The organism is Janthinobacterium sp. OK676 (assembly GCF_900103595.1).
Lineage (GTDB): Bacteria > Pseudomonadota > Gammaproteobacteria > Burkholderiales > Burkholderiaceae_D > Janthinobacterium.
Window position 1 is genome coordinate 62086 of record NZ_FNHA01000014.1, and the last position, 26251, is coordinate 88336.

At 63.7% G+C, this 26251-nt stretch carries 27 protein-coding genes, 4 tRNA genes and 1 riboswitch; of the genes, 15 read left to right on the forward strand and 16 right to left on the reverse strand.

Features of this window, described 5'->3' with window-relative positions; genetic code table 11:
- Positions 1 to 3: 3 nt before the first annotated feature.
- Positions 4 to 393 carry a hypothetical protein gene (locus BLU39_RS23865; RefSeq protein WP_092717852.1) on the forward strand — a complete coding sequence of 130 codons (390 nt, stop codon included), beginning with the start codon at positions 4 to 6 and terminating at the stop codon, positions 391 to 393.
- Between the two features lie 3 nt (positions 394 to 396).
- Here the strand turns inward: BLU39_RS23865 and BLU39_RS23870 are convergent, their stop codons facing one another.
- Positions 397 to 1002, reverse strand: coding sequence for an IMPACT family protein (locus BLU39_RS23870; protein WP_092718209.1), 606 nt, complete (start codon positions 1000 to 1002; stop codon positions 397 to 399).
- Between the two features lie 57 nt (positions 1003 to 1059).
- Positions 1060 to 1326 carry a hypothetical protein gene (locus BLU39_RS23875; RefSeq protein WP_092717856.1) on the reverse strand — a complete coding sequence of 89 codons (267 nt, stop codon included), beginning with the start codon at positions 1324 to 1326 and terminating at the stop codon, positions 1060 to 1062.
- 66 nt (positions 1327 to 1392) lie between these two features.
- On the opposite strand from BLU39_RS23875, the gene BLU39_RS23880 reads away from it, so the two are divergent.
- Positions 1393 to 2187, forward strand: coding sequence for an AraC family transcriptional regulator (locus tag BLU39_RS23880; protein ID WP_092718212.1), 795 nt, complete (start codon positions 1393 to 1395; stop codon positions 2185 to 2187).
- Here BLU39_RS23880 and BLU39_RS23885 read toward each other — a convergent pair.
- From BLU39_RS23885 to BLU39_RS23900, 4 genes are all read right to left on the reverse strand, one after another.
- Positions 2172 to 2945: an SDR family oxidoreductase gene (locus BLU39_RS23885; protein WP_092717860.1), complete on the reverse strand. Its 774-nt coding sequence runs from the start codon at positions 2943 to 2945 to the stop codon at positions 2172 to 2174. The genes BLU39_RS23880 and BLU39_RS23885 overlap by 16 nt on opposite strands.
- Positions 2946 to 3093: 148 nt before the next feature.
- Positions 3094 to 3999: a LysR family transcriptional regulator gene (locus tag BLU39_RS23890; RefSeq protein WP_092717863.1), complete on the reverse strand. Its 906-nt coding sequence runs from the start codon at positions 3997 to 3999 to the stop codon at positions 3094 to 3096.
- A gap of 255 nt (positions 4000 to 4254) precedes the next feature.
- Positions 4255 to 4330 (reverse strand) — tRNA-Lys (locus BLU39_RS23895).
- 70 nt (positions 4331 to 4400) lie between these two features.
- Positions 4401 to 4476: transfer RNA gene (locus BLU39_RS23900), tRNA-Lys, on the reverse strand.
- Between the two features lie 120 nt (positions 4477 to 4596).
- Between BLU39_RS23900 and BLU39_RS23905 the strand changes: the two genes are divergently transcribed.
- Positions 4597 to 5055 (forward strand): MarR family winged helix-turn-helix transcriptional regulator, encoded by a 459-nt coding sequence (locus BLU39_RS23905; RefSeq protein ID WP_092717865.1) that lies wholly within the window; start codon positions 4597 to 4599, stop codon positions 5053 to 5055.
- Positions 5052 to 6551, forward strand: a complete 1500-nt coding sequence (locus tag BLU39_RS23910) for an MDR family MFS transporter (RefSeq protein ID WP_232731341.1) — start codon at positions 5052 to 5054, stop codon at positions 6549 to 6551. The genes BLU39_RS23905 and BLU39_RS23910 overlap by 4 nt, the downstream gene beginning before the upstream one ends.
- On the opposite strand, the gene BLU39_RS23915 is transcribed toward BLU39_RS23910, so the two are convergent.
- A complete protein-coding gene (locus tag BLU39_RS23915; RefSeq protein WP_092717868.1) occupies positions 6545 to 7633 on the reverse strand; it encodes an NADH:flavin oxidoreductase/NADH oxidase in 1089 nt (362 codons plus the stop codon). The two genes, BLU39_RS23910 and BLU39_RS23915, sit on opposite strands and share 7 nt — an antisense overlap.
- 103 nt (positions 7634 to 7736) lie before the next feature.
- On the opposite strand from BLU39_RS23915, the gene BLU39_RS23920 reads away from it, so the two are divergent.
- Together BLU39_RS23920 and BLU39_RS23925 are read left to right on the forward strand one after the other, a co-directional pair.
- Positions 7737 to 8078, forward strand: a complete 342-nt coding sequence (locus BLU39_RS23920; protein ID WP_092718217.1) for an ArsR/SmtB family transcription factor — start codon at positions 7737 to 7739, stop codon at positions 8076 to 8078.
- 122 nt (positions 8079 to 8200) lie between these two features.
- The gene (locus tag BLU39_RS23925; protein WP_092717870.1) at positions 8201 to 9331 is read left to right on the forward strand and encodes an acyltransferase family protein; all 1131 of its coding nucleotides are present in this window, start codon (positions 8201 to 8203) and stop codon (positions 9329 to 9331) included.
- A 234-nt stretch (positions 9332 to 9565) separates the two neighbouring features.
- Here the strand turns inward: BLU39_RS23925 and BLU39_RS23930 are convergent.
- The 9 genes from BLU39_RS23930 to ybgC all read right to left on the reverse strand — a co-directional run bounded on the left by BLU39_RS23930 (position 9566) and on the right by ybgC (position 15268).
- Positions 9566 to 9641 (reverse strand) — tRNA-Lys (locus BLU39_RS23930).
- Positions 9642 to 9730: 89 nt separating this feature from the next.
- Positions 9731 to 9806 (reverse strand) — tRNA-Lys (locus BLU39_RS23935).
- Positions 9807 to 9873: 67 nt separating this feature from the next.
- A complete protein-coding gene (gene ybgF / locus BLU39_RS23940) occupies positions 9874 to 10632 on the reverse strand; it encodes a tol-pal system protein YbgF (protein ID WP_092717873.1) in 759 nt (252 codons plus the stop codon).
- Between the two features lie 134 nt (positions 10633 to 10766).
- Positions 10767 to 11288: a peptidoglycan-associated lipoprotein Pal gene (gene pal / locus BLU39_RS23945; protein WP_034759187.1), complete on the reverse strand. Its 522-nt coding sequence runs from the start codon at positions 11286 to 11288 to the stop codon at positions 10767 to 10769.
- 43 nt (positions 11289 to 11331) lie between these two features.
- Positions 11332 to 12609 carry a Tol-Pal system beta propeller repeat protein TolB gene (gene tolB / locus BLU39_RS23950; RefSeq protein WP_092717875.1) on the reverse strand — a complete coding sequence of 426 codons (1278 nt, stop codon included), beginning with the start codon at positions 12607 to 12609 and terminating at the stop codon, positions 11332 to 11334.
- Positions 12606 to 13625 carry a cell envelope integrity protein TolA gene (tolA, locus tag BLU39_RS23955; RefSeq protein WP_092717878.1) on the reverse strand — a complete coding sequence of 340 codons (1020 nt, stop codon included), beginning with the start codon at positions 13623 to 13625 and terminating at the stop codon, positions 12606 to 12608. The genes tolB and tolA overlap by 4 nt, the downstream gene beginning before the upstream one ends.
- 49 nt (positions 13626 to 13674) lie before the next feature.
- A complete protein-coding gene (locus BLU39_RS23960; protein ID WP_223278896.1) occupies positions 13675 to 14115 on the reverse strand; it encodes an ExbD/TolR family protein in 441 nt (146 codons plus the stop codon).
- Between the two features lie 15 nt (positions 14116 to 14130).
- Positions 14131 to 14820, reverse strand: coding sequence for a protein TolQ (tolQ, locus tag BLU39_RS23965; protein ID WP_046682323.1), 690 nt, complete (start codon positions 14818 to 14820; stop codon positions 14131 to 14133).
- A 46-nt stretch (positions 14821 to 14866) separates the two neighbouring features.
- Positions 14867 to 15268, reverse strand: coding sequence for a tol-pal system-associated acyl-CoA thioesterase (gene ybgC / locus BLU39_RS23970; protein ID WP_046682324.1), 402 nt, complete (start codon positions 15266 to 15268; stop codon positions 14867 to 14869).
- A 283-nt stretch (positions 15269 to 15551) separates the two neighbouring features.
- A riboswitch (ZMP/ZTP riboswitch) is annotated at positions 15552 to 15676 on the forward strand.
- A 111-nt stretch (positions 15677 to 15787) separates the two neighbouring features.
- On the opposite strand from ybgC, the gene glyA reads away from it, so the two are divergent.
- The 9 genes from glyA to ribD all read left to right on the forward strand — a co-directional run bounded on the left by glyA (position 15788) and on the right by ribD (position 26225).
- Positions 15788 to 17035: a serine hydroxymethyltransferase gene (gene glyA, locus BLU39_RS23975; RefSeq protein ID WP_034759173.1), complete on the forward strand. Its 1248-nt coding sequence runs from the start codon at positions 15788 to 15790 to the stop codon at positions 17033 to 17035.
- 143 nt (positions 17036 to 17178) lie between these two features.
- Complete coding sequence (nrdR, locus tag BLU39_RS23980; RefSeq protein WP_092717881.1) at positions 17179 to 17640, forward strand: transcriptional regulator NrdR; 462 nt, start codon at positions 17179 to 17181, stop codon at positions 17638 to 17640.
- A gap of 233 nt (positions 17641 to 17873) precedes the next feature.
- On the forward strand, positions 17874 to 18458 hold the full coding sequence (gene pilV, locus BLU39_RS23985; protein ID WP_092717884.1) for a type IV pilus modification protein PilV: 585 nt from the start codon (positions 17874 to 17876) through the stop codon (positions 18456 to 18458).
- The gene (locus tag BLU39_RS23990; RefSeq protein WP_092717888.1) at positions 18455 to 19423 is read left to right on the forward strand and encodes a PilW family protein; all 969 of its coding nucleotides are present in this window, start codon (positions 18455 to 18457) and stop codon (positions 19421 to 19423) included. The genes pilV and BLU39_RS23990 overlap by 4 nt, the downstream gene beginning before the upstream one ends.
- Before the next feature lie 12 nt (positions 19424 to 19435).
- Positions 19436 to 20092, forward strand: a complete 657-nt coding sequence (locus BLU39_RS23995) for a pilus assembly PilX family protein (RefSeq protein ID WP_092717890.1) — start codon at positions 19436 to 19438, stop codon at positions 20090 to 20092.
- The gene (locus tag BLU39_RS24000) at positions 20089 to 23931 is read left to right on the forward strand and encodes a pilus assembly protein (RefSeq protein WP_092717892.1); all 3843 of its coding nucleotides are present in this window, start codon (positions 20089 to 20091) and stop codon (positions 23929 to 23931) included. The genes BLU39_RS23995 and BLU39_RS24000 overlap by 4 nt, the downstream gene beginning before the upstream one ends.
- A gap of 53 nt (positions 23932 to 23984) precedes the next feature.
- Positions 23985 to 24488, forward strand: coding sequence for a type IV pilin protein (locus BLU39_RS24005; protein WP_092717895.1), 504 nt, complete (start codon positions 23985 to 23987; stop codon positions 24486 to 24488).
- 66 nt (positions 24489 to 24554) lie between these two features.
- Entirely contained in the window at positions 24555 to 25085 is a 531-nt protein-coding gene (locus tag BLU39_RS24010; RefSeq protein ID WP_092717898.1) for a GspH/FimT family protein, read from the forward strand.
- A 39-nt stretch (positions 25086 to 25124) separates the two neighbouring features.
- Positions 25125 to 26225 (forward strand): bifunctional diaminohydroxyphosphoribosylaminopyrimidine deaminase/5-amino-6-(5-phosphoribosylamino)uracil reductase RibD, encoded by a 1101-nt coding sequence (gene ribD, locus BLU39_RS24015; RefSeq protein ID WP_092717901.1) that lies wholly within the window; start codon positions 25125 to 25127, stop codon positions 26223 to 26225.
- Positions 26226 to 26251 lie beyond the last annotated feature (26 nt).

The window sequence follows — 26251 nt, forward strand, 5'->3', positions numbered from 1 at the left end:
TCAGTGGATCATCGTTCCAAAGGGCAGCTGTTTGAAGCTGTCATCGCCGCCGGCCCGGCCACCCTGGCCATCACGGCAGGCTATCCCGTGCTGCTGTACAACCTGGTGCGCACCTGGGCCGACGCTCCCGGCGCCAATGCCCTGGCCGCGCTGCTGCTGACGGGTGGCGTGTGGGCCTTGCTGGAATTCTGGCGCATCGCGCTGGCGACCGTGGCGCGCAAGGCATACGCATTCAACTGGCGCTTCTGGCTGGCCATCGCCAGTTTTCTTGCCTGCTTCGTGCGTTTCGTGCCGGACATGCCGGCCGGACTGATGCTGTTGTTGCTGGTGCTGCCGGCGCTGGCGTGGACGCATTTCATTTTGCTGCAGCTCAAGCGGCCCGCCAACTTGTAAGTTTCATTCTTCCTCTTCCGCTTCCGCTTTCAGCCAGACGATGCGGCCATTGCCCGCCTCATGCAGATGGGCCAGCAGGGCGGTGGCGGCCGTTTCAGGCAGGCTGAAGTCGAACAGCACGTGCTCGCCGTGTTCCACGTTCAGCAAGGTGGCGCCGGCGCCATCGAGTTCGCGGCGCAGCATGCCTTCCATCGCATACGGCACCGTGCAGCGCAAAGTTCTCTGGCGTACGATGGCCGTCTTTTCCGCCTGCAGCAGCGCTTGCGCCACGCTATCCGTGTAGGCGCGCACGAGGCCGCCCGCGCCCAGCTTGATCCCGCCAAAATAGCGCACGACGGTCGCCAGCACGCCTTCCAGGTCCTGGTGGCGCAGCACGTCGAGCATGGGCCGCCCGGCCGTGCCGCTCGGTTCGCCATCATCGACGGCCGCCGATTGCCCGCCCGCCAGCAGCGCCCAGCACACATGGCAGGCGCCCGGATGCTGCGCCTTCAAGTCATTGACCACCTGCTGCGCGCTGGCGCGGTCCGTCATCGGCTGCACGCAGCCGATGAAACGGCTTTTCTTGATGATCAGTTCGCTGTGGACGGGAGTGGCAATGGTAAACGGCATGGCGGGTGCGAAGGCGGGCAAAGCAGCATGATAGAGTAAATGCGCGCCGTGGACGAGTCAGCTCGCTCGCGCGGCGGAAGCGGCCACCAGTTCGCGCAGCGCCGCATCGCGCACTTGCAGGATATCGAACAGTCCCAGCGCGTGCAGGGCGGGCAAGGCGTCGACAATGTCGCGCTCGGCAATGCTCCGTTCGGCGCTGCCGCTGGGCTCGTCCAGCCATAGCCTGGCATTGGCGAGGAAGGCGCCCACCGTGCCCTTGCGTACGGTCACGCCATTGAACTGGCCCTGGTTTTGTTGATCCGGCAATACGTCTTCTGCGCGCATGGTGAACTCCTGAGATAGTAAGAGACTCCACTGTATGATGATCTGATTGTCTTGCCTGCGCTGTTTATGTCATTCGATACGTCAAATCCGCCAATCTTGTCGCCATCGCTGCCGCTGCGCGCCATACGCATTGCCCAGCCGCAGGAGAGGGTGACGGCGGCGCACCGCCACGCCAGCGGCCAGCTGTTCGGCGCCATGCGAGGCCTGCTTTCCGTTGCCGCCGACAGCGGGCAGTGGGTAGTGCCGGCCAGCCATTGCGTATGGATGCCGCCCCATCACGTCCATGCCCTGCGGTCGCACGGCCCGTTTGCGGGCTGGAGCGTGTATGTGGACGAGACCAGTTGCGCCAGCTTGCCCGCCGCGCCGTGCGTGATGCGCGTCTCGGGCTTGCTGCGCGAAGCGGTGGACCGTGCCAGCACCTGGGACGATGTCGCGCTCGACGTGCGGCAAGCCCGTGTGGCGGGCGTGATCCTCGACGAAATCGCCGCCGCGCCGTACGAGCCCTTCGGCTTGCCCCTGCCCACGGACCCGCGCCTGCTGCGCGTGGCGCGCGCCATCCTCGATGACCTGGCCGACGAGCGGGGCGTGGAAGCGCTGGCCGCCTGGGCCGGCGTATCACCGCGCACCCTGGCCCGCCGTTTCACGCTCGAGACCGGCTTTACGCCCTCGGCCTGGCGCCAGCGCGCCCGCATCCTGCGTGCCCTGGAATTGTTGGCTAGTGGCCAGCCCGTCACGACGATTGCGCTGGACTTGGGCTACGACAACGTCAGCGCCTTCATCGCCATGTTCAAGCGCGTGATGGGCGTGACGCCGGGCAAGTATGGGGAAGGCCCCGCGCCAGAAACTTATTTTGTGGTGTAGCCGCCATTGATCAGGATAGTCTGACCGGTGATCCACCAGCCATCGCTGACCAGGTGCCGGATGAACGGGACTACGTCATGGATATCGGTGAGGCCGGTCTTGCTGAATCCGGAGAGTGCCGCGGCCGTCTTGTGGTACGCCACCGCGTCATCGCCTTCGGCGGGATAGAAAAACGGCGTGTCCATCGGACCTGGCCCGACCGCCGTCACCGAGATGCCGCGCGCACCGAACTCCTTGGACGCCGCGCGGGTGTAGTGCTCCACCGGCGCCTTGGTGCCGGCATACGCGGCGTAGAAGGGCGTGAATGCACCCAGCAGCGAGGTGACCACGGTGCAGATCTTGCCATTGTCGTTGAGGTTCTTGCCGGCCTCCTTGAGAAAGAAGAAAGCGGTCTTGGAGTTGACCGCCGTCATTTCGTCGTATTCGGCTTCGCTGATCTCCGCGATCGGCTTCTTCAGCACCTTCCCAACGGTGTTAATCGCGATGTCCAGGTTGCCGACCGCGGCAATGGCGTCGGCGAACAGCTTCTCGACGGCCCCGGCCGTCGTCAGGTTGGCCTGGATTGCGACGGCTTGTGCGCCTGCGGCCTTGATCGCGGCCACGGTTGCCTCGGCATCGGCCTTGCTGGCTGCGCTGTTGTAGTGGATGGCCACTGCCTTGGCGCCTTGCTGCGCCAGGTCGCGGGCGATCAGTCCCCCGAGGTTCTTGCCTCCTCCGGCGATGAGGACGGTCTTGCCTTTGATGCAATGGTCAGTCATGTCGATCTCCTTGGATACGTATTGGGAGGCTCGAGTATAAGCAGCATCCAATGGAAGATCAGCTACGCCCGGCTGGATGGATTGTCCAGAAAAACAGCCCAATCGGGACTGGCCAGGCCAGAATCAGCCACGCCAGCCTCGCTGCGTTTCATGATTCGAGATGTGGCCGCATTAACGTTTCGAACCATTCGAAAAATGCATTCAGCCTGCGCGACAGTTGCTTGCGGTGCGAGAAAACGAGCGACACCGGCATGGACGCCGCGCGGAATTCCGGCATGACTTCAATGAGTTCGCCGCTGTCGAGCAGGTGTTGCACGTCGAAACGGGGAATCTGGATCAATCCCACCCCCGCCACACAGCAGGCAATGTAATTTTCGGCGTTGTTGACGATCACCCGGCTGGGAATTGACAGTGATCGTTTGCGTCCCGCATCCAGATACTCCCAGGGAGACTCTTTCGCGGCAGGACCGGAGGCATATCCAACCGTCCAGTGTCCTTTGCTCAAATCATCTGGCGTTGCCGGCACACCATGCTCGCGTACATAGCCTAGACTGGCGCAGTTGATCAGTGCGATATGCCCGAGAGGACGCGCGACGATACTGCTGTCCTGCAACGTCCCGACGCGCACGGCACAGTCCACGCCTTCCTGCACCATGTCGATCGCACGGTCCGAGGAACTCAATATCAACTCGAGCCGGGGGTAGGCGCGTAAAAAGCCGGGCAGCGCCGGAGCGATCAGCCTGCGCCCGATGCGGCTGGGGGCATCCACGCAGAGTCGCCCTGAAATCTTGCTGTGCTGCACATGAAACAGTTGATCGATATCTTCCGCATCCGCCAGAAGCGAACGAACGCGCTCGAGCAGGAGCATGCCATCCGCGGTCAGTTGTACTTGCCGCGTGGTGCGATGCAATAAGCGCGTGCCAATCACCAGTTCAAGCTGCTGTATGGCGGCGGAGATGGAGGCCCTCGGCATGCCCAGCGCATTGGCAGCCTTGATGAAACTCCCCATTTCAGCTACTTGTGTGAAAACACGGTACTGATTGAATTTGTCCATGAGTGTTTTTTATATCGCCTTGACCGTAATCAAAAATCAATCTATGGCGCAGCATACGCGATCGGCAGCGGTGTCGTGCGGACGGTCGAGCAGGCCAAAGCGGACGACAAAGCGGCCGTTTGCTCCCGCACCCAGCCTGGAATTTTTTGATCAAACAGCAAAAATCGGTCTTGCTGTATGCGGACGCTCAGTGGACCGGGAATGGGCCGGAAAACAAAAAAGCCAACCGCGAACGGTTGGCTTCTCTGAAGTATTTGGTAGGCCGTGCGGGATTCGAACCTGCGACCAACGGATTAAAAGTCCGCTGCTCTACCAGCTGAGCTAACGACCCAAAAACTTTTACAACGGAACTGCGGTAACGCTGTGTCCATCAGCATGCTTGCATGGTGACGACTGAATCTTGGTAGGCCGTGCGGGATTCGAACCTGCGACCAACGGATTAAAAGTCCGCTGCTCTACCAGCTGAGCTAACGACCCAAGGGCGGCTATTATGACGGCCAAAGGCGGTTTTGGGAAGGGCGGGGATGGAAAAAAACCTTGCATGGCGCCCGGGTACGGCATAATATAGGTAGATAGCCTACCTACTTATAAATTCTTATGCCCACTACCGAAGATCTTCCCATCCCCGAACGCGCGCTGGCGCTGTCCGATGATTTGCGCACGGCGTTCAAGCGTTTGCTGCGTTCCATGCAGCGCGAAGGGGGCGAGCTGGAAGGCAGCGTGTCGATGATGCAATACATGCTGCTGGCCCTGATCCACGAACAACCGGGCATCGGCGTGGCCGCGCTGGCGCGCCTGCAGAATGTGCGCGGTCCCACCGTCAGCGCGCAGGTCAAGTCGCTGGAAGAGGCGGGACTGGTCGAGCGCGGCGCGCCCGATCCGCAGGATCGGCGCCGCTCGGGGCTGCAGGTGTCCGCGCAAGGTCTGGCCATCCTCGAAACCCTGCGTGCGCGGCGCCGCGATGTGCTGGCGCAGCGCATTGCCCGTCTTACGCCGCAGCAGATCGATGCGCTGGAAGCGGCCATGCAGCCGCTGCTTGAGATCGGACAAGCATGAGCCGCCACGATCAAGCCGCAGGCGCAGAAAAGGACGCTGTAAAACCCGTCACCGAGCGCGAAGTGCGCGCCATCTACCTGGGCCTGATGGCCGTGCTGGGCCTCGGTGCGCTGGACCAGAGCATCGTCGCCACGGCCTTGCCGCGCATCGTCGATGACCTGGGCGGCATGGCGCATCTGTCGTGGGTGGTGACGGCGTACGTGCTGGCCTCGACGGCCACCATGCCCCTGTACGGCAAGCTGGCCGACCAGTACGGCCGCCGCCCCATGATCTTCACGGCCCTGCTGACCTTTCTGCTCGGCTCCGTGCTGTGCGGGTTGGCGCAGAACATGACGGAGCTGATCATTTTCCGCGCCATCCAAGGTCTCGGTGCGGGCGGCTTCATGCCGCTGGCGCAAATCATCATCGGCGACATCGTGCCGCCGGCCGAGCGGGGCAAGCGGCAGGGCATGGTGCCCATCGTGTATGCCGTCACCAGCGTACTCGGCCCCGTGCTGGGTGGCGTGATCACGGATGCTTTGTCGTGGCACTGGATTTTCTATGTCAACCTGCCCATCGGTGTCGCCGCCTTTGTCATCATCGCGCGCGCCATGCGCAAGCCCGTGCGCATGCATGCGCACAAGATCGACTATCTGGGATCGGCCTTGCTGACGGGCGCCATCACGGCGGCCCTGCTGGTGCTGGCGCTGGGCGGCACCGAGTGGCCGTGGGATGCGCTGGCCATCAAAGTGTGCGGCGGCGTCGCCGTGCTGCTGGGGATCTGGCTGGCCTTCCACGTGGGCAGGGTCGATGAGCCCGTGCTGCCGCCCGACCTGTTCGAAAACCGCACCTTCAATATCGCCAGCCTGGTCATGGCCGTGACCTTCATGGGGTTGATGGGCGCCAGCGTCTTCTTTCCCCTGTTCTTCCAGCTGGTGATGGGCACGAGTCCGGCGCAGTCCGGCGTGATGACGGTGCCGATGATGGTGGGGCTGGTGGCCTCGTCTATCTTCAACGGCCGAGTGCTGTCGCGTTCGGGCAAGTACAAGATGGTGCAGGTGGCGGGATTGGCGGTGGCGCTGCTGGCGTTTGCCGTGCTGGCCTGGGGCATGGAAACGTCGCGCGGTTACTGGATCATCGAGCCGGCCATCTTCTTCCTCGGCACGGGGCTGGGACTGGTGATGCCGAACATGACGATCGCCGTGCAAAATGCCTTGCCCCTGGCGCGGCGCGGCGTGGGCACGGCCATGCTGGCCTTTTTCCGCTCGCTGGGCGGCTTGCTGGGCGTGACGGCGTCCGGCGCCATTCTCGCGCATCAGTTGCACAAGCACGGCGTGGAAGCCGTCTCGGCGCTGGGCGCGCAGGCGGCCACGCAGACGGTGGACGTGTACCGTCATGCGATCGCCAGCGTGTTTGGCGCCGGCGCCGTGCTGCTGCTATTGGGGCTGATCTTCCTGCTGTTCCTGCCGGAACTGCCCCTGGAGGGGCATCCGGCAACGGTCAAGGACGATCAATAGCGCTCGAGCCAGTGCGCGTACGGCGCCGGCAGGGTCCACGAGGCGCGTTCCACGCCGAGTTCCTTGGCGGCAAAGTATGCCCAGTGCGGATTGGCCAGGTGCGCCTTGCCGACCATCACCACGTCGAGTTGCTCGTCCTTGACGACGCGCTCGGCAATCGCTGGCGTGCCGAAGCCCCAGGCGGAAGAGACGGGCACACCCGCTTCGCGACGCACGCGTTCGGCAATCGGCCCCATGAAGGCGGGGCCCCATGGAATCGACACGTCGGGAATGGTAAAACCCATGCTGACGCTGATCATGTCCATGCCCGCGTCCTTGAACTGGCGCACGAGGCCGATCGATTCGAGCAGGGTTTGCTCGTCGCGGCCGTCAAATTCCAGCACGCCGAAGCGGATCGTCAACGGCAGGTGCTCGGGCCACACTTCGCGCACGGCTTTCAATGTTTCCAGCAGGAAGCGGCTGCGGTTTTCCAGGCTGCCGCCATAGATATCGCCGCGCTGGTTCGAGTGGGCGGAAAAGAAGCTTTGCGCCAGGTAGCCGTGGGCGAAGTGCAGCTCCAGCCATTCGAAGCCCACTTCGCGGGCGCGCACGGCTGCGTCGACGAAGTTCTGTTTCACGCGGGCGATATCGTCGAGGTCCATGGCGCGCGGCACTTTCGGCAGGCCGCCGCCGAAGGCGATGGCGGACGGGGCGATGGTTTGCCAGCCGCGCGCGTCACCCTCTACGATATGGTCGTCGCCTTCCCATGGACGGTTGGAACTGGCCTTGCGGCCCGCATGGGCGATCTGGATGCCGGGCACGGAGCCGGCCGCCTTGATGGCTTTCACGACAGGCACGAAGGCTTGCGCTAGGTCATCGTTCCAGATACCCGTGCAGCCGGGCGTGATGCGGCCTTCCGGCGCCACGGCCGTCGCTTCGACGATCACCAGGCCGGCGCCGCCACGGGCCATGCCCGCGTAATGCGACAGATGCCAGTCGTTGGCCACGCCATCGACGGCCATGTACTGGCACATGGGCGGCACGGCGATGCGGTTGCGCAGGGTGACGTTTTTGAGAGTGTAGGGCTGGAAGAGGGCGGACATGGTGGCCTTTGTGTTTGTTGGTGGTGTAGGGAAATATTGATTCGGTAGTTCGTAAATATTCGAAGAATGGAATTAGTATAGCGCATGCTGTATGATTCTGCTCATGCGTCCACACAAACATCCTCCCGCCAGCGAATTCGTGCTCGAAAGAGTGCTGTACGCCTTGAGCGATTCCATTCGCCTCGACATCGTGCGCCACCTGGCCAGGGTGGACGCGGCCGCTTGCGGCGACCTCGACGGCGGGCGGCCGAAGTCGACCGTTTCCCACCATTTCAAGGTCTTGCGCGAAGCGGGCCTCGTCTACACGGAAAACGCGGGCACGACGCACATGAACACCTTGCGCCGCGCCGATATCGAGAGCCGTTTTCCCGGCCTGCTCGACGCCATCCTGGCGCAGCAGCCATTGGCGCCCGCATCGCCGGACGCGGGCGGACAGGCAGTCTAGCCGCCTGCCGTGCCCCGCCATTTGCCAGGCTCGGCTATCATGTCGGCCTTTCGGTAAATCCTCGGCCGCGCGCCTGTTGCGCGCATGGCTGGCGACACTACCTGGCACGGCAAGGATAGGGAATGACGGCAGTAGCAGCGGTATCACAGGCGGACCTGGCACATCGTCCGCAGTTTGGCTGGATCAATGGTTTGAAGGCGGGCGCGGCGCAGCTGATCGTGTTGCATCACCTGGCGTTTTACGGGCCCATGTCCGACTACGTGCAGCCCCTGTGGCCCGCGCTGCTGGACTGGCTCGGCGGCAGCGCGCGCATCGCCGTGCAAGTATTTCTCGTCATCGGCGGCTTTCTCGTCGCCAAATCCCTCTCGCCCGCCGGCCATCCCGGCATTGCTTCCCCGCTGCAGGCGATCTGGCGCCGCTATGCCAAGCTGGCGCCACCTTTCCTGGTGGCCACCTTGCTTGCCGCCATCATCACGCCCGTCGCCGGTATCTGGATGCAGCACGATTCCATGTCGGCCGCCGTCACCCTGGGCCAGTTGAGTGCCCATGCCTTGCTGCTGCACGGCGTGCTGGGCTATGAATCGCTGTCGGCCGGCGCCTGGTACGTGGCCATCGATTTCCAGCTGTACCTGCTGACGGTGTCGCTGCTGTGGCTGGGCGGCCGCCTGGCGGGCCAGCGGCGCGGGCGCTGGCTGATGCCGCTGGCCGTCACTGCGGGCATCACCTTTTCCTTGCTGTATTTCAATCTCGACGCGGGTTGGGACAATTGGGCGCCGTATTTCTTCGGTAGCTACGGCCTGGGCATGCTGGCCTGGTGGGCCAGCGACCCGGCCCGCAAACCCGGCGCCATGACGGTGCTCATGGTCATGATGGCGGTTCCCGTCCTGCTGGCCCTGGCCGTCGACTACCGCAGCCGCATCGCCCTGGCCCTGATCGTCGCCTGCGCCCTGATCCTGTTCGGCCGTGCCCGCACGCCGTCGCAGGGCGGCGCCTGGAACGTCATCAACGCCCTGGGCCGCATCTCGTATGCCGTGTTCCTCGTCCACTTCCCCGTCAGCCTGCTGGTCAATGCCTTGTTTGTCACCTATGTTCCGTTGGAGCCAGAGTGGCAGGCGCTGGGCATGCTGACGGCCTGGGGCGCCAGCCTGGCGGCCGGCGCCGCGTTTTACCGGTGGGTGGAAGTGCCGCTGGGGCGGGTGATGGGGAGCGTGGTGGCGCATCTGGCCGGGCGGCCGGCGCTGGTGTCGCGTTAGAAACTCGGAGCGGGCTTCTTGAGCTTCAACCTTCCACTGAATCGGCAGCATGGCCGTCAGTCTGCGGCGTGACGATTTTCTTCAGTTGCGCCATGACTGTCTCGTGCGAGGCGGTAAGAGATGTATCGCAGGTGGCAAGGCGTTTGATTTGTGTCAGGGGGAGGGTGTCCCGTGCAAGTGACGCTGCTGAAAACAAAAAAGCCAACCGCGAACGGTTGGCTTCTCTGAAGTATTTGGTAGGCCGTGCGGGATTCGAACCTGCGACCAACGGATTAAAAGTCCGCTGCTCTACCAGCTGAGCTAACGACCCAAAAACTTTTTACAACAACTTCGGTAACACTGTGCCGTAAAAAAATGCTTGCTATAACAACTCGCAAGCAGATCAGTACTGCGTATTCGTGGTAGGCCGTGCGGGATTCGAACCTGCGACCAACGGATTAAAAGTCCGCTGCTCTACCAGCTGAGCTAACGACCCGAAGAAGAAAGATTATAGGGGGTGCCCGGGATTCTGTCAAACCTAACGGGCAACTTTTTCCCTGCTTTTACTTTTTGCCGGCCCGTTCCTTGGCGGCCTGGGCCGCGCTGGAGTCCGGGTAGCGCGAGATCAGGGCGTTCAGCGTCTTGGTGGCGTTGGCCTTGTCTTTCAGCTCCGTGTAGCAGCTGGCGATGTTGAGCATGGCGTCGGCCGCCTTCGGGCTGTCCGGGTAGTTCTTCAGCACTGCCTGCTGGGCCGTGATGGCGCTCTTGCAGTCGCGCTGGGCGTAATAGGCGTTGCCCAGCCAGTATTGCGCATTGGCCGCGTAGGCCGATTCCGGGTAGCGCTTGACGAAGCCGTCCAGGGCCGAGACGGCGCCCTTGTAGTCGCCCGACTTGAACAGGCCGAACGCGGATTCGTATGCGCTTTGCTCGGATACGCCCACGGCCGCTTCCTGGCCGTCGATGGTGACCTGGCGCGGTTCGAGCTTGCGCAGGCGCGCGTCGATGTCGGTGTAGAAGTCCTTCTGGCGCTTTTGCACGTTCGCCAGGTCGTTGCCCAGTACTTCGATCTGGCCGCGCAGGCGGGCGATCTCTTGCATGGTCTGGTCGTGCTGGTTGATCAGGCTCAGGGTGCTGGTCTTGTCCGCCTTGGCGTCGATGCGGCTGTTCAGGTCGCGCGCCATGGCGTCGACCTTGGCGCGCAGCTCGAGGATGGCCTTGCGCGCTTCGTCGTCATCGAACAGGGCGGCGTTGGCGTGCAGGGGCAGGTAGGCAAACGCGGCCATCAAGGCGGCGGCGACGCCGGCTTTCGAGAATGTCATCATGGGTCGGGCTTTCTAAGGTTACGCAAACATGCAAACGGGGCGCCGGGCGGTGAATCACCGCGCTGCGCCCCATTATTATGCCTATGACTGGCCAGTTAGGTAAGCGCCAATGCTGCCGCGCTCACCCGTCAACATCAATAAACGATGTCAGCGCGGCGGTTTTCTGCCCATGCTGCTTCGTTGCTGCCTTGTGCTTTAGGCTTTTCTTTGCCCAGCGACACGGCTTCCATTTGGCCTTCTGGCACGCCCAGGGCTGCCATCGACTTGCGCACGGCTTCAGCACGTTTCTGGCCCAGGGCCAGGTTGTACTCAGCGCCACCGCGTTCATCGGTGTTACCTTGGATCAGGATCTTGCGGCTAGGCGTTTTCACCAGGTAAGCAGCGTGGTTTTGCACGACTGGGGTGTCCGCTTCGCGCACGACGTATTTGTCGAAGTCGAAGTAGATGCTGCGGTTAGCCAGCACGCCTTTTGGATCGTCCAGTGGATCGACCGATGCGGTCGTTACTGGCTGAACTTGACGGGTGTCAACTGGAGCTGCGACTTTTTCAGGAGCGCGCTCAACCACTGGGGTCTCGGCTACTTTGACTGGGGTGCTGCAGGCGGACAGCAGAGCTGCGGTAGCGGCGATGAAAGCCAAGCTTTTAAAGTTACTCATTTTTATTCTCCGGGTCATGGTTAAAGGTGAAACTGTACAGCATTTACTTCATGAAAGGACCCCAGGTGGGCTCCTTGATATTGCCAGCTTGCGTAGTCAAACGCTGTTTGACGCGGCCATCCACCGATACCACTGCCAGCGACTTGCGTCGTCCGGATTCGGTCGCGTACATGATATATTTCCCGTTGGGCGAAAAGCTCGGTGATTCGTCGTTGGCGGTGTCCGACAGGCGCAGTTCCTGGCCACTAGCCAGGTCGAGCGCGTAGAGCTGGAAATTGCCGTCGCGACGGGAAATATAAGCAAGTGTCTTCCCGTCGGACGAGATCCGCGGGCTGATGTTGTAGGAGCCGCCAAACGTCACGCGCTTGGCTTCGCCACCGCTGGCCGACATGCGGTAGATTTGTGGTCCGCCGCTGCGATCGCTGGTGAAGTAAATGCTTTGGCCATCGGCCGAGAATTGAGGTTCCGTATCGATGCCGCTGCTGGTGCTGACGCGGCGCAAACCGCTGCCGTCGGCATTGACGGTATAGACTTGGGTATGGCCATCGCGCGACAGGGCCACGGCCAGGCGCGAGCCGTCCGGGCTCCAGCTCGGCGCCGAATTGCTGCCTTTTTCATTCGATACGATGGTGCGCTGGCGCGTTACCAGGTTTTGCACGTAGACGATCGGCTTTTTCTTTTCAAACGAGACATACGCGACCTTGGTGCCGTCCGGCGACCAGGCTGGCGAAATGATCGGCTCGTTCGAGCGCAGCGCGACCTGGATGCCTTCGCCATCGGCGTCGGCCACTTCCAGCCGGTACTCGCGGCCCGATTGCGTGACGTAGGCGATGCGCGTGGCGAACGCGCCCTTGACGCCCGTCAGCTTTTCATAGATGTCGTCGGCGATCTTGTGCGCCAGCAAGCGGTTGAACTGCGGGGCGGCCGCATTATTCATGCTGGAAATCTGGGCACCCTTGATGGTGTCGAACAGCTTGTAGCGCACGTCCAGGCGGCCGTCGGCCATGCTTTGCACGGTGCCGGCCGCCAGCGCGTCGGCGCCGCGCGACTTCCACTGCTCGTAGCTGACGGGCGCCGTTTCCGATACGGGCGCATCGGCGTCAATCAGCTTGAACACGCCGCTGCGCGCCAGGTCGGCCTTGATGATGCCGGACAGCGATTGCGGCGCCGCCGATTCATTGACGAAGCTGGCGACAGTGACCGGGATCTGGTTGCTGCCGATCCCCGTAATCTCCACGCGCAGCTGCGCCTGGGCGCCGGTCGCGCCCAGCATCAGGCCGGCGCAGAGCACGACATAGCTCATTTTTTTCATGGTCATCATTTAGGCAAATCCTTCATCTCGAATATGAGTTCAATCTCGCGTTCCACGGTGCCGTCTTTTTTCTTCGGCAGTGGCGACGATTTATTAATGGCGTTTTCCACCGAGCTGTCATACGCCGGCAGGCCGCTGCTTTTAATCTTTCGGACCGAAATAATTTCCCCAGTTGGCAGTTGCTCGATCTTGAACACGGCGCGCGGGTTGCCCGGCACGTCCGTGCTACCGCTGTACGCGATATTGCTCTTGATCTTGCTCGTCAGGGCAGCGACATAGCCGCTGTCCTTGCGTGGCGCGGTCGCTTTCGCGGCCGTACCCGTCGTACCGGCGCCCGCCGCACCCGTGATGCGGCTCATTTCCGCAGCGCGTGCCTTGTCGGCGGCTTTTTTCTCTTCCGCCGCTTTTTTCGCCTTGGCAGCTTTTTCCGCCGCCGCTTTTTTATCGGACAGTTCCTTCTCGGCTTTTTCTTCCGCCGCTTTTTCTTTCTCTTTGGCCTGCTTGGCTTTCTCCAGCTTGTCGGCCTTTTCTTTTTCCAGCTTTTCAGCCTTGTCTTTTTCTTTCTGCTTCTGTTTTTCCAGCTCGCGCTTTTCTTCCTCGCGTTCCTTCTGTTCCTGCTTGCGGCGCTCTTCGGCCGCCGCTTTTTCTTTCTCTTCCTTCAGCTTGGCCTTCTTGCGCTCGAGGGCGATCTCCGCCTCGCGCAGGTCGACCTTCGGCTCGGGCGCGGCCACCGGCGGCGGTGGCGGCGGGGCCGGCTGTTCCACTTGCGGTTCAGGCGGCGGCGTTGGCGTCGGCTCCGGTTCCGTCGCCACTTCGGGCGGCGGCGCGGCCGTCTGCACTTTCATGTCCCATACTTCCGCTTCGACGGCGACAGGCTCCGTATTTTGCCAGTGTACGCCCACCCACAGGAAAAACAGCAGGCCAAGATGCATCGCCAGCGCCAGGCCCAGCGAGGGCCAGCGGCTGCGTTCGCGCGGCACGCTGTAGGGCTTGCCGAGTACATGGTCGATTTGTTTGGTCTGCAAAGTCTAGTCTATCTAAAAACGGTCAAGTCTGGAAAACACGATGCTGCGCTTACTTGGTGGCCAGGCCGACGCGGGTAATGCCCATTTTTTTTGCTTCCGAAATGAGCTGGATCACGTCGTCGTACTTGCTTTCCTTGTCGCCCGCGATCATCACGGGATAGTCGGGATTGCTTTCATGCAGGCCACGCAGCTTGCGCAGCAGGGCGTCGCGGTTCGGTTCCGTTTCCGGTGACAGCTGTTCCTTGCCGATGACGCCGATCGACAGCGAACCATTTGGTTTCAGTACGATCTGAATATAGTCATCGGGCGGTTTCGCCGACTTTTCCGCGTTGGGCAAGTTCACCACGCTGGGATTGTTCGACGACGGCATCACCATGAAAATGATCAGCAGCACCAGCATCACGTCGATGTACGGCACGACGTTGATCTCGGACTTGAACTTGCGGCCACGGCCGCCGCGCATGCCGCCGCTATTGAATGAGGAACCCATGGACGCTGCTCCCTCTTAGCGCGACTGGCGCTGCAAGATGTTGGAGAATTCCTCGACGAAGCTCTCGAAGCGGATCGCCAGGCGGTCGATGTCATGCGAAAAACGGTTGTAGGCGACGACGGCGGGAATCGCGGCGAACAGGCCGATGGCGGTGGCGATCAGCGCTTCGGCAATGCCGGGCGCGACGGCCGCCAGGGTGGCTTGCTGCACGTTGGCCAGGCCGCGGAAGGCGTTCATGATGCCCCAGACGGTACCGAGCAAGCCGATGTACGGCGAGACGGAACCGACGGAAGCGAGGAAGGCCAGGTGCGATTCGAGCACGTCCATTTCACGCTGGAAGGCGGCGCGCATGGCGCGGCGTGCGCCGTCGAGCACGGCACCCACGTCCAGCGCTTCGCGCGAACCGTAGGAAGCCTTGCCCTTGATGAATTCGCCCATGCCGGCGTCGAAGATGCGGGCCAGCGCGCCGCTCTGGTCGCGGTTGCCGCTGGCGTTCTGGTGCAGCGCATGCAGGTTGCCGCCGGCCCAGAAGCTGCGTTCGAATTCGATGGTTTGCTTGCGCGCCTGGCGCACGGCAAACATCTTGCGGAAAATGTAGGTCCAGCTGGTCAGGGAAATCAGCAGCAGCAGGGCCATGATCAGTTGCACGATCAGGTGGGCATTGGTGATGAGCGCGAGGAAAGAAAGATCTTGTGTAACGTTCATTGGCTGGCAGTCTGTTGGGTGAATTATCCGGGGTGGCGGGTGGGGTTCAGGCGGCGCGCATGCGGGCCGCTACCGCATCGGGCACGGCGCGCGGGCGCAGTGCCGAATCGACGCAGCCGATCTTGACGCGTGCCGTGTTGAGCAGGCGGTCGCCGCACCAGGCTTGTTGCAGGAAAACGATGGAGGCGCGCCCCATTTTCTCTATGCTTAATGTCAATCTTACCGTGTCATCGAGCCTGGCTGGCGCATGATAGTCGGCGTTGACGCTTTTGACAACGAACATCGCGTCGTGCTGCTCGAGCAATTCCTGCTGGCCCACGTCGATGGCGCGCAGCCATTCGGTGCGCGCGCGCTCGAAGAATTTCAGGTAGTTAGCGTAATAGACGATGCCGCCGGCGTCGGTGTCTTCATAGTAGACACGTACGTTCCAGGTAAAGACTGAAGGCATGTTTATTGCGCCAGTAGTGAGATTGAGCAACATTTTACGCGATTTTTCTTCTTGTGACTGTGGGCGCTTGCTGGAATGCCATGCAAAAGCTGCATATAAGTTGCACCGCAGCATTGTAAAACGGAGGGCTGCAATGGCAAGCCCCGTAACATACGCTTACATGCATGAGCAAAGTTTACATCCAGCTTAAGACGACGGAGCGGCGCTGCCCGGGCGGCGATTATAGCCGCACGCTTGCATTCCTTGCTCAATTTGGGCACTTAACTTACAATTTGCATTCCATTACGTCTCACGTGACTGGCGAAAAGTCGGGCGATCTCCATGAGTGGTGATCGGCAATCCGGCGAAAGGTGGGCACCCACCGGGAAACGTGAGATTTTTCATCAGCCGTTCGCCTGGGTAGCCACTATGGAAAAGCACGAAGAGGCTGCCTGTCCAATGTTGTTATTCACTTAACGCCGGCTCCCCTCATTCGATCCAATCTGCCAGTACAAGCACCCTCATACTTGGAGTTTTTACATGTTTGCAAAAGATCATACCCTCGCCAACGTCGATCCTGAATTGTTCGCCGTCATTCAAAAAGAGAACACGCGCCAGCACGATCACATCGAACTGATCGCGTCGGAAAACTACACGTCGCCGGCCGTAATGGAAGCGCAAGGCTCGCAGCTGACGAACAAGTATGCCGAAGGCTATCCAGGCAAGCGCTACTACGGCGGCTGCGAATACGTCGACGTGGCCGAGCAACTGGCCATCGACCGCGTGAAACAGCTGTTCGGCGCCGAATGCGCGAACGTGCAGCCGAACTCGGGCTCGCAGGCGAACCAGGGCGTGTTCTTCGCCATGCTGAAACCAGGCGACCTGATCATGGGTATGTCGCTGGCCGAAGGCGGCCACCTGACCCACGGCATGCCGCTGAACATGTCCGGCAAATGGTTTGACGTCGTCTCCTACGGCTTGACGGCGGAAGAAGACATCGACTACGAGGCAATGGAGCGCCTGGCCCGCGAACGCAAGCCAAAGCTGATCATCGCCGGCGCGTCCGCCTTCTCGAAAAAGATCGACTTCGAACGCTTCAGCAAGATCGCCAAGGAAGTCGGCGCCTACTTCATGGTCGACATGGCCCACTACGCCGGCCTGATCGCCGCCGGCCTGTACCCGAACCCGGTGCCGTTCGCCGACTTCGTCACCTCGACCACGCACAAATCGCTGCGCGGCCCGCGCGGCGGCATCATCCTGATGAAGGCCGAACACGAAAAAGCCATCAACTCGGCCATCTTCCCTGGCATCCAGGGCGGCCCGCTGATGCACGTGATCGCCGGCAAGGCCGTCGCCTTCAAGGAAGCGCTGAGCCCTGAATTCGTCGAATACCAGAAGCAAGTGATCAAGAACGCCGACGTACTGGCGAAAACCCTGATCAAGCGCGGCCTGCGCATCGTGTCCGGCGGCACCGAATCGCACGTCATGCTGGTCGACCTGCGCGCCAAGAACCTGACAGGCAAGGAAGCTGAAGCCATCCTCGGTTCCGCGCACATCACCTGCAACAAGAACGGCATCCCGAACGACCCGCAAAAGCCATTCGTCACCTCGGGCATCCGCCTGGGCAGCCCGGCGATGACGACGCGCGGTTTCAAGGAAGCGCAAGCGGAAGAAGTGGGCAACCTGATCGCCGACGTGCTGGACAATCCGCATGACGCCGCCACCATCGAGCGCGTGAAAGCGGCCGTGAAAGTGCTGGCCGACGCGCACCCTGTGTACGCCGCATAATAATTTGTCCAGAATGTGTCATACAGAGTAAGATTCTGTATGACACATTCCTTCGTGCCCCAGGGCGCCCGGAGTGATTCGGGCGCCCTTTGTACAAGGGCGGCGATTTCCCGTAATTATTACTATAAAGTTGTAGCCAGCCCATGAAATGTCCATTTTGCCAGCACGGCGATACCCAGGTTCTCGATACGCGCGTATCGGAGGAAGGGGATGCCATTCGGCGCCGCCGCCGCTGCGGCAAATGCGACAAGCGTTTTACGACTTACGAACGCATTGAACTTATCATGCCGGCCGTCGTCAAAAAGAATGGCAGCCGGACGGAGTTCGCTGCGGATAAGTTGCGCGGCAGTTTGATGCTGGCCTTGCGCAAGCGTCCCGTCGCGGCCGCCTCCGTGGATACGGCCATTGCCTCCATCCAGGAAAAACTGCTGACCAGCGGTCAGCGTGAAGTCGATTCCGGCTATATCGGCGAACTCGTCATGCAGGAACTCAAGCGCCTGGACAAGATCGCCTACATCCGCTTCGCTTCCGTCTACAAGAATTTCGAAGACCTGGCCGAGTTCCAGGACGCAATCGCCGAAGTGGGGCAGGCGCGCAAGCCTTGACCTCACCTTCTTGTTCACCTTCTTGAAGGCGGGGCTGCTTATGCGCCCCGTTTTCACCACGCCAAGCTTCGCCTGGCAAGCGGCCTGATCAATATCACCGCTGTTCTTCCCACCTTATTGCCGTGTTGTTTGCGCCAGCGCAGACCCGGCTTTTTGCGCGCGCCTATCTTGTAGCTGGGCCGTGCGTCCGTGCGGCTCCAGTCCTGGTTTCATTCTGTCCGCAGGAGAAGCTCATGCACAGCGGTGCGCGCGGTCTGATCGGTGGCAGCAGCCTCGTCGAGGTGCTCGTGTCGCTGCTGCTGTTGGCGCTGGGCCTGCTGGGCGCCAGCATCCTGCAACTGAATTCCCTGCGCGCGCGCCATGAGTCGGCGCTATTGTCGGCGGGCGTGCAACTGGCCGCGGGCATGGCCGAACGCATGCGCGCGAACAGCGTGCTCATGAATGGCCCCGATACGGGCAATCCCTACCTGAACGTGGCCTACGCGGCAGCGGACGACGCCGAAGCGGGTAGTGGTGCGCCCGACTGTTTTGGCGCCACGCTCTGCAGCGCGGCCGACCTGGCGCAATTCGATATCGCCGAGTGGAAACAGCAACTGCATGTGGCCTTGCCCGGCGCGCGCCTGCATATCTGCCGCGACACTTCCGCGTGGGATGCGCCCGCCCAAGGCTTGCAGTGGGCGTGCAGCGGCGGCATGGGCGCGCCCATCGTCATCAAGCTGGGCTGGCGCGGCCGCCTGCCCGATGGTTCACCCGCCGTGAATGCGGCAGGCGAGTCGTTGCCCAGGCTGGCATTCCAGCTGGGCGGGGGCGGCGCATGAAGCGCATCTTGCACCGTTGTCGCGGCATGAGCCTGGTCGAATTGCTGGTGGCCCTGTCGCTGGGCGCGCTGCTGATGCTGGCCGCCAGTAGCGTGTTGCTGGCGGCCAGCGGCAGTTATGGCGACCAGTCCGCCAGTGCGCGGCTCGACGACAACGGCCGCTATGCGCTCGACACCATTGCCCGCGCCGTGCGCCAGACTGCGTACGTGAACTGGGACAGCAGCGCCGCGCCCGTCGCCCATGCCGATGACGACAGCGCCAATGTGGCAGGGCTCGACGCGCGCACTCTGGGCAAGAACAGCGAGGGCATCAGCGGTGCGCTGCCCGGCGCCCTGCACGGCAGCGACGTGCTGGCCCTGCGTTATTACGGCGCCGGCAAGGAAGAAGGCGGCGACGGCTCCGTGCTCAATTGCGCGGGCTTCGGCGTGGGCGCCGCGCAAACGCAGGCGCAGCGGGGCTGGAGCATTTTCTATGTAGCGCAGGGCGCCGATGGCGAGGGCGAGCTGCGCTGCAAATACCGGGGCGCGAACGGCTGGGGCGCGGACGCCATCATCCGTGGCGTCGACGGTTTCCAGGTGCTGTATGGCCTCGACACGGATACGCCGCCCGACGGCGTGGCGAACCGTTACGTCAACGCCAGCGCGCTCGACGCCTACGATGCGGCACTGGTGCTGGAGGGTGCGGATGAAGCCGCCCGCCAGCGCGATCTGCACCGGCGCACGCACTGGAAGCGCGTGGCCAGCGTGCGCGTGGCCTTGCTGTTGCACGGCGAGGCCGGCCAGGCGGACAAGCTGGCGGAACTGGGGCCGGCGCAGTTCGACCTGTTCGGCAAGGCCTATGCCGAGGCGCACGGCGCAGGCGACACGGGCGTGCGCATCGCGCGCGCGTCCTTGCCCGCCGCGACGCGCTCCCGGCAGCGGCAACTGGTGCAGACGAGCATCATGTTGCGCAACGGGCCGGCCTAGGCGGGCGGCGCGATGGCTGGCACGGGCGTCAACTGTCGCAAACCGTGGCGTCTGCCTCGTGTACGCCACGGCGGCGCCACTCTGGTGTATGTGCTGTGCCTGCTGGTGATCATCTTGCTGCTGGGCGTATCGGCGGCGCAGATGGCCTTGCAGGGCGAGAAGGCGGCGCGCGGCGAGCGCGACCGGCAGATCGCGTTTCAGGCGGCGGAGGAGGCATTGGTGGATGCGCAGAACGATATCGAAGGCTTGCCCGGCGCGCCGGGACGCAGCGGCCTTTTCGCGTCGGATAGCGCGGCCGGGTTCGCGGATGGCTGCGGCGAGGCAGGCGCACTGGGCTTGTGCCTGCCCACCGCCCCGGATGCGCCGGCCCTCTGGTTAAGTACTGACCTCGATGGCGCCGACGCTGGCAACCGCACGGTGCCATACGGCCAGTTCACGGGCGCCGTCATGCAGACGGGGCAGGGTTTCCTGCCGTCGCGCCGGCCCCGCTACCTGATCGAACTGCTGCCGTTTCACCCGCCCGGCGCGCAGGCCACGGCAGCGGTCGGCGGCATGGCCACGGAAAGCTATGTGTACCGCATCACGGCCATCGGTTTTGGCGCACAGGAAAGCACGCAAGTCGTGTTGCAAAGTTATTACCGCAAGCAGGCGGTGGGAGCGGGGCCATGAGGTCTTTGACGTTTGCCTCGCTGCTGCTCGGCTGGATTTTCCTGGCTTGCGGCGGCGCCATTGCTGCTCCGCTCCCGGTGGTGCTGGCGCGGGCCGACGCAGGTTTGTACGGCGCCAGGGTGCCGCCGAATCTGCTGCTCAACTTGTCCCTCACGCACGCTGCCGCCGCTGCCGCGCACGGCGGCGACTATGCGCCGCAGCGCGAGTACCTCGGTTACTTCCATGCACGCATGTGCTACAGCTATCCGTATCGCAGCAAGGACGGCGTCACGTTGCCGGACTTGCGCGTAGCGACCGCTTACTTCTCCGTGCTGAAACCGGCCGATGCCTTGCACGGCTGCGGCGGCGACAGTTTCAGCGGCAACTTTCTCAACTGGGCCGGCACGAGCATGCTCGACATCGTGCGCTATGCGCTGACGGGCGGCGACCGCGTCATCGACGAGGTGCGCAAGACGGTGCTGCAGCGCGCCTATCTGCCCGATGCCGACGGCCCCATCGACTTCTTTGCCCACCCTGTCTTTTTCCCGCGCAAGGTCTTGCAGACCGGCGTGGCGGCCGCGACGCCGTTTGCGCTGGCGCAACTGGCCATCGTTTCCTGCCGCAACCGCCTGCTGTTTGGCGACGCCAGCTTGCCCCCGGGCGGCAGCTGCGCCGCGCCCGGCTTTGCTGCCACGCACGGCGTGTTCCTCGCGCGCGTGCGCGTTTGCGATGCCGATGAAGGGCCGCTGCGCGACGATTTGTGCCTTGCGTATGGCAAGAATTACAAGCCGGTGGGCGCCGTGCAGCGCCATGGCGGCAGGGTGCGCGTGGGCGTGTTTGGCCACTTGAATGGCCAGCCCGCCGGCGCCGGACCCGTGTATGGCGGCGTGCTGCGTGCGCCATTGGCTCACGTGGGACGGCAGCGTTGGGCGGCGCCCGATTTTATGCCGCAAGACAATGCCGCCGCCGAGTGGAATCCCGCCACTGGCGTGTATGCATCTCAATCTGTGGGCTCTGGCGGCGGGGTGACCGCTTACATCAATGGCGTGGGGCGCGGCAACGCCGGGCATCCCGGTGCGTACGCAAAGGCGGCGCCGCTGGCCGAATTGCTGTACGAATCGCTGCGCTACCTGCAGGGACGGCAGGCGAGCGCAGTGCTGTCTCCCGCCACGGCCCCGCCCGCCATCGATGATGGCTTGCCGGTCGTGACGTCATGGAGCGATCCGCAAACGGCAAGTTGCCAGCGCCACATCGTCGTCAGTCTCGGCGATGCGGGCATGGCGGGCGACCGCTATGTGCCCGGCAATGTCCCGGTGACTCCCGCATCCAACGGTGACCGCGCACGCGCCGCCGATGGCTTTGCGCCGCCGCCGTTCGACGCGATGGCCTGGACGCATGCGGTGGGCAGCCTGGAAAGTGGCGGCGCGCAGGGCAATCCCGCGCCACGGCCTGAACTGGCGGCGCTGGAATGGCTGGCCGACGGGGCGGGCGGCGCCAGCTACCATGCGGCTGGCCTGGCCTACTGGTCGCATGTGCAGCCGCTGCGTCCCGGCGGCAAGAACGACGGCGTTGCAAAGGTCGAGCACTACGCGGGCGACTTGCGCCAGGGCGACCCGGCCGCCCCTCCTGCCACTACGCCCTTGCTGCTGGCGGCCAAGTATGGCGGTTTTCTCGATATGAATGGCGACGCCAACCCGTTCAAGAGCGCGTCGGGCAGCGCGCTGGACGAGTGGACGCTGGACGGCCGCTGGCCCGACCATTATTTGCCCGGCAGCGATGCGGCCGCCCTGATCGCGGGACTGCGCGCAGCCTTTGCGGCCGCCGACAAGGCTACCTTGCCGGCGACGCTCGCGGGGCCGGCCCTGATGGCGCTGGCCAGCGGAACGGAAGAGGCATACTGGTTCCAGACGCAGCTGCGCCTGGCCGATGGCGGCATGACCGTGTCGCGCTCTGCGTTTGCCGTGGGCAGCGATGGCGCACTGCATCCCGGCAAGCCCTTGTGGCGCGCAGGCGGATTGGATAAGCCCGTGCCGGAAGGAACTCCGGCGGTCTTGCGTCCCGTCTACACGCTCGACGCCAAGGGCGCCCTGATGCCGCTGGCCTGGAAGGGGCTCGATACGGAACAGCGCGGTGCATTCGACGGCGGCGATGGCCGGGGCGAGGAGCGCCTGGCGTATCTGCTGGGACAGCGCACATACGAGGTGGGCCAGCCGGACGGCTTCCTGCGGCGCCGCTCAGGCAGCTTGGGCGCGGCCCCGTATGGCAACCTCGTGTACGTGGGCGCGCCGGGACTGGGCATGCCGGGCGCCGGCTATGGACTGCATCGCAAGGCCTTATTGGAGCGGCGCAAAATGCTGTACCTGGGCGCCAACGACGGCTTGCTGCATGGCTTCGACGCGCGCACGGGCAGCGAAGTGTTCGCCTATCTGCCGCAAGCGTTGCTGCACCTTGCGCCAGCTGTTGCGAGCACTCACTACAGCCCCGGACCGCTGCTCGACGGCGCGGCGGCCACGGCGGAAGTGCTGGCGCTGGGACACTGGAGGACGGTATTGGTGTCGGGTATGGGCGGCGGGGCGCAAGGCGTGTTTGCGCTCGACATCACGGACCCGGCCCGCTTCGCGCAAGACGGGGCGCTGTGGGAATTCACGGACCGCGACGACAAGCTCATGGGCAACGTGCGCGCGCCGCCCGCTTTCGCCCGCATCAACATGGGCGGCAAGGACGGTGCGCCGGCCTACCGCGATTTTGTTGTCGTCGCCAGCGGCTACAACAACCATGTCAACGACGGCAAGGACACGACGGCGCCCGCATCGGCCGCCGCCATTTTCCTGCTGGCGCTGGACAAGACTCCCGGCACGCCATGGACGTTGGGAAGTAATTACTTCCGGCTCAAGGTGCCGGTGGCCGACAGTGGCGGTGATGGCGGTGATGGCGGCCATGGCAGCGATGCGGATGCGTCGCCCCAGGCGCTGGCCCCGCCTGCCCTGGTGCCGGGTGGCGATGGGGCGCTGGCTTTCCTGTATGCGGGCGATTTGCAGGGCAATATCTGGCGTCTCGACACGGCTGCCGGGCCGCCGTGGAAGGACGGCCAGGGGCGCAAGCTCGTCTTTGTCGCGCGCGATGCGCAGGGCCGGCGCCAGCCCGTGACGCAGCAACTGAACGTGGCGTATGCGCCCGGCGGCGGCTATCTGCTGCTGTTCGGCACGGGCAAGCTGGTCGAAGCGGCCGATACCTGGCCTTCCGCTTTTCTGTCGCAGTCGTTTTACGCCGTGCACGACGATCTGCGCGAGTCGTCCCCCACGCGCAGCCGGAGCGACCTGGAGCAGCGCAGCTTGGGCGAGGCGGCGGGTGGCGTACGCGTCGACGGCGCCGAGTTGCACTATACGAGCAGCGACGCCATGCGCGGCTGGTACCTCGATTTTCTCGATACCGCGCAGACAGGTGAACGTAGCATAAATAGTCCCGTGCTGGCCGCCGGCAAGGTGCTGTTCAATACCGTATTGCCCGGTCGCGACCCTTGCGCCAGGCCGGCCACGCGCCTGTACGTGCTCGACGTGCTGAGCGGCTTTGCCGCCGATGGCGCCGGTGTCGTGCAGGCGGGCGAGCAGACGGGGCGCCTGTACGACGGCCTGGCGCGTGCGCCGCCGCTGGCGCTGGAACTGACCAGCACGGTGGGCGCCGCGACGGCCACCGGGCGGGCCGAGGGGCGCAAGGAACTGGCCGTGCTGCAACCTGGCTTGCCCGGCGCGGTCAGCGGGACGGGGCTCAAGGTCGTCAGTGCGCCGCTGCCGGCGAGGCGCCTCAGCTGGCGCGAAGTGGCGAACTGGCGCGAATTACACGAGGCGGCCAAGAAAAAATAGGTCCTGGCAAGGCTGCAGCGTATTGGCTGGCGCTTTTTGGAAAGGGGGATCGCATGGGGACGCTGGCAAGGCGGAATGGACCTGCTGCAAACGGTGGCGCTCCCGCTGCCAACCCGCAGGGCTTCAGCCTGATCGAACTGCTGGCCGCGCTGGCGATCATGAGCCTGCTGCTGGCGCTGGCCGTGCCCGCTTATCATGGCCACGTCGTGCGCGCCAAGCGGGTGCAGGGGCAGGCGGCCCTGCTGCGGCTGATGCAGCAGCAGGAGCGCTATTACTCGCAGAATAATCACTATCTGGCATTTTCCTCGGCGTCGCCGGCGGAGCAGGCGCAGCAGTTCCCGTGGTGGTCCGGCGACGGGGGCGCGGCCGGCAGCGCGTATGAAATCGAGGCGCTGGCCTGTCCCGGCCTGGCGATCGGGCAATGCGTGCTGTTGCGCGCCATGCCGGGCACGTCCAAGGTCGATGCGCAGTTCCAGGATGCCGATTGCGGCGTCCTGTCGTTCAGCAGCATGGGCCAGCGCGGCAGCAGCGGCCCGGCCAGCCATTGCTGGCCCTAGCCGATGGCCACCCGCAAGCGGCCACCTTGGAGCAGGCAAACTTTCGGCCACACCGTCGGGCACACCATGCTCGAATTGCTGGCCGTGCTGGCGATTACCGCGCTGCTGGCGGCCGCTGCCATGCCCAGTTTGCAGCAGGTGCTGGCGCGCCAGCAAGTGCGCGCGGCGGCCACGGACTTGTTCTCGGCCATCGAATTGACGCGGGCACAGGCGATGGCGCGCGGGCAGCGCGTGCTGCTGATGCCGGCCGGGCCCGGTGGCGCGGACTGGCGCACGGGCTGGCTGGTATTCATCGACCGCAATGTCAACCTGGCGTTCGATGGCGATGACGAATTGCTGTTCCGCCAGGGACCGCTGCCCGAGGGCATCACGGCCCAGTTCACATTTTCCTCGGCCACGGCGCCGTTTTATATCGCCTACAATGGCGCAGGACGCAGTTGCAGCGCGACCAATAGTTTGGCGGCGCGCTGGGGCACCTTGTCCCTGGCTTTGGGAAAGCAGGTACGGCATATTAAAATCAATATGCTGGGCAGGGTGCGCGTGTGCGATCCGCAGCAGCAGGCGGTCAATTGCAGCGGCGTGGCCGACAGTTCGTAGCAAGACTGACCAATTATTTATCTTCAAGCAAAGAAGCCCGTGGAAATACTCAACGATATCGATGGCATGCGCCTGGCGCTGGAATGGGCGGCGCGCGGTTTGTACACGACCTCGCCCAATCCCCGCATCGGCTGCGTGATCGTCAGGGACGGCCAGGTGATCGGCGCCGGCGTGACGCAGGCGGCCGGGCAGGATCATGCGGAGGTGCAAGCGCTGGCCAATGCGGCGGCGCGCGGCAACGACGTGCGCGGCGCCACCGCCTATGTCACCTTGGAACCGTGCAACCACCACGGCCGCACGCCGCCATGCTCCGATGCGCTCGTGCGCGCGGGGCTGGGCCGCGTCGTGGCCGCCATGACGGACCCGAACCCGCTGGTGGCGGGGCAGGGGCTGGCCAAGCTGCAAGCAGCCGGCATCGCCGTCACCACGGACGTGCTGGCCGATGAGGCTTATGAAATGAATATCGGCTTCTTTTCGCGCATGCAGCGCGGCAAGCCGTGGGTGCGCATGAAAACGGCGGCCAGCCTGGACGGCATGACGGCCTTGCACAACGGGCAAAGCCAGTGGATCACGGGGCCGCTGGCGCGCGCCGACGGCCACGCCTGGCGCGCGCGCGCCTGCGCCATCCTGACGGGCATCGGCACGGTCAAGGCGGACGACCCGCAACTGAACGTGCGCGCCGTCGAGACGCCGCGCCAGCCGCGCCGCATCGTCGTCGACAGCCGGCTCGACATCAGCGCCGATGCGCGTATTTTGCAGGGCGGCGGCACGTGGATCGTGGCCGCCGTCGCCAATCCGGAAAAGGAAGCGCAGCTGCGTGGCCTGGGCGCGGAAGTCATCGTGCTGCCGAATGGGGACGGCAAGGTCGACCTGCCCGCGCTGATGCTGGAACTGGGTCGCCGGCAAATCAATGAAGTCCACGTCGAGGCTGGCGCCAAACTCAATGGTTCGCTGATACGCGAAGGCTGCGTCGACGAGTTGCTGGTCTACCTGGCGCCCACCTTGCTGGGCGATGCGCAAGGCATGTTCGACTTGCCCGCACTGACGGATATCAAGCAACAGCGCACTTTGCAATTTCACCAGGTTCAGCAAGTGGGCGAAGATGTGCGTATCCTTGCAAGATTCGCCCAGCGCAATTAATACTTTTACACTTTTATAGGGTTAGC

Coding starts and splice junctions, on each gene's coding strand:
- glyA (WP_034759173.1), top strand. CDS start 15,788: ATGTTTGCAAAAGATCATACCCTCGCCAACGTCGATCCTGAATTGTTC.
- BLU39_RS23870 (WP_092718209.1), bottom strand. CDS start 1,002: ATGCCGTTTACCATTGCCACTCCCGTCCACAGCGAACTGATCATCAAG.
- BLU39_RS23920 (WP_092718217.1), top strand. CDS start 7,737: ATGCGTCCACACAAACATCCTCCCGCCAGCGAATTCGTGCTCGAAAGA.
- BLU39_RS23880 (WP_092718212.1), top strand. CDS start 1,393: ATGTCATTCGATACGTCAAATCCGCCAATCTTGTCGCCATCGCTGCCG.
- ybgF (WP_092717873.1), bottom strand. CDS start 10,632: ATGATGACATTCTCGAAAGCCGGCGTCGCCGCCGCCTTGATGGCCGCG.
- BLU39_RS23875 (WP_092717856.1), bottom strand. CDS start 1,326: ATGCGCGCAGAAGACGTATTGCCGGATCAACAAAACCAGGGCCAGTTC.
- BLU39_RS24000 (WP_092717892.1), top strand. CDS start 20,089: ATGAGGTCTTTGACGTTTGCCTCGCTGCTGCTCGGCTGGATTTTCCTG.
- BLU39_RS23885 (WP_092717860.1), bottom strand. CDS start 2,945: ATGACTGACCATTGCATCAAAGGCAAGACCGTCCTCATCGCCGGAGGA.
- BLU39_RS23990 (WP_092717888.1), top strand. CDS start 18,455: ATGAAGCGCATCTTGCACCGTTGTCGCGGCATGAGCCTGGTCGAATTG.
- BLU39_RS24005 (WP_092717895.1), top strand. CDS start 23,985: ATGGGGACGCTGGCAAGGCGGAATGGACCTGCTGCAAACGGTGGCGCT.
- tolQ (WP_046682323.1), bottom strand. CDS start 14,820: ATGAACGTTACACAAGATCTTTCTTTCCTCGCGCTCATCACCAATGCC.
- BLU39_RS23915 (WP_092717868.1), bottom strand. CDS start 7,633: ATGTCCGCCCTCTTCCAGCCCTACACTCTCAAAAACGTCACCCTGCGC.
- BLU39_RS23995 (WP_092717890.1), top strand. CDS start 19,436: ATGGCTGGCACGGGCGTCAACTGTCGCAAACCGTGGCGTCTGCCTCGT.
- nrdR (WP_092717881.1), top strand. CDS start 17,179: ATGAAATGTCCATTTTGCCAGCACGGCGATACCCAGGTTCTCGATACG.
- pilV (WP_092717884.1), top strand. CDS start 17,874: ATGCACAGCGGTGCGCGCGGTCTGATCGGTGGCAGCAGCCTCGTCGAG.
- BLU39_RS23905 (WP_092717865.1), top strand. CDS start 4,597: ATGCCCACTACCGAAGATCTTCCCATCCCCGAACGCGCGCTGGCGCTG.
- BLU39_RS23910 (WP_232731341.1), top strand. CDS start 5,052: ATGAGCCGCCACGATCAAGCCGCAGGCGCAGAAAAGGACGCTGTAAAA.
- tolB (WP_092717875.1), bottom strand. CDS start 12,609: ATGATGACCATGAAAAAAATGAGCTATGTCGTGCTCTGCGCCGGCCTG.
- BLU39_RS23960 (WP_223278896.1), bottom strand. CDS start 14,115: ATGGGTTCCTCATTCAATAGCGGCGGCATGCGCGGCGGCCGTGGCCGC.
- BLU39_RS24010 (WP_092717898.1), top strand. CDS start 24,555: ATGCTCGAATTGCTGGCCGTGCTGGCGATTACCGCGCTGCTGGCGGCC.
- BLU39_RS23890 (WP_092717863.1), bottom strand. CDS start 3,999: ATGGACAAATTCAATCAGTACCGTGTTTTCACACAAGTAGCTGAAATG.
- pal (WP_034759187.1), bottom strand. CDS start 11,288: ATGAGTAACTTTAAAAGCTTGGCTTTCATCGCCGCTACCGCAGCTCTG.
- ybgC (WP_046682324.1), bottom strand. CDS start 15,268: ATGCCTTCAGTCTTTACCTGGAACGTACGTGTCTACTATGAAGACACC.
- BLU39_RS23925 (WP_092717870.1), top strand. CDS start 8,201: ATGACGGCAGTAGCAGCGGTATCACAGGCGGACCTGGCACATCGTCCG.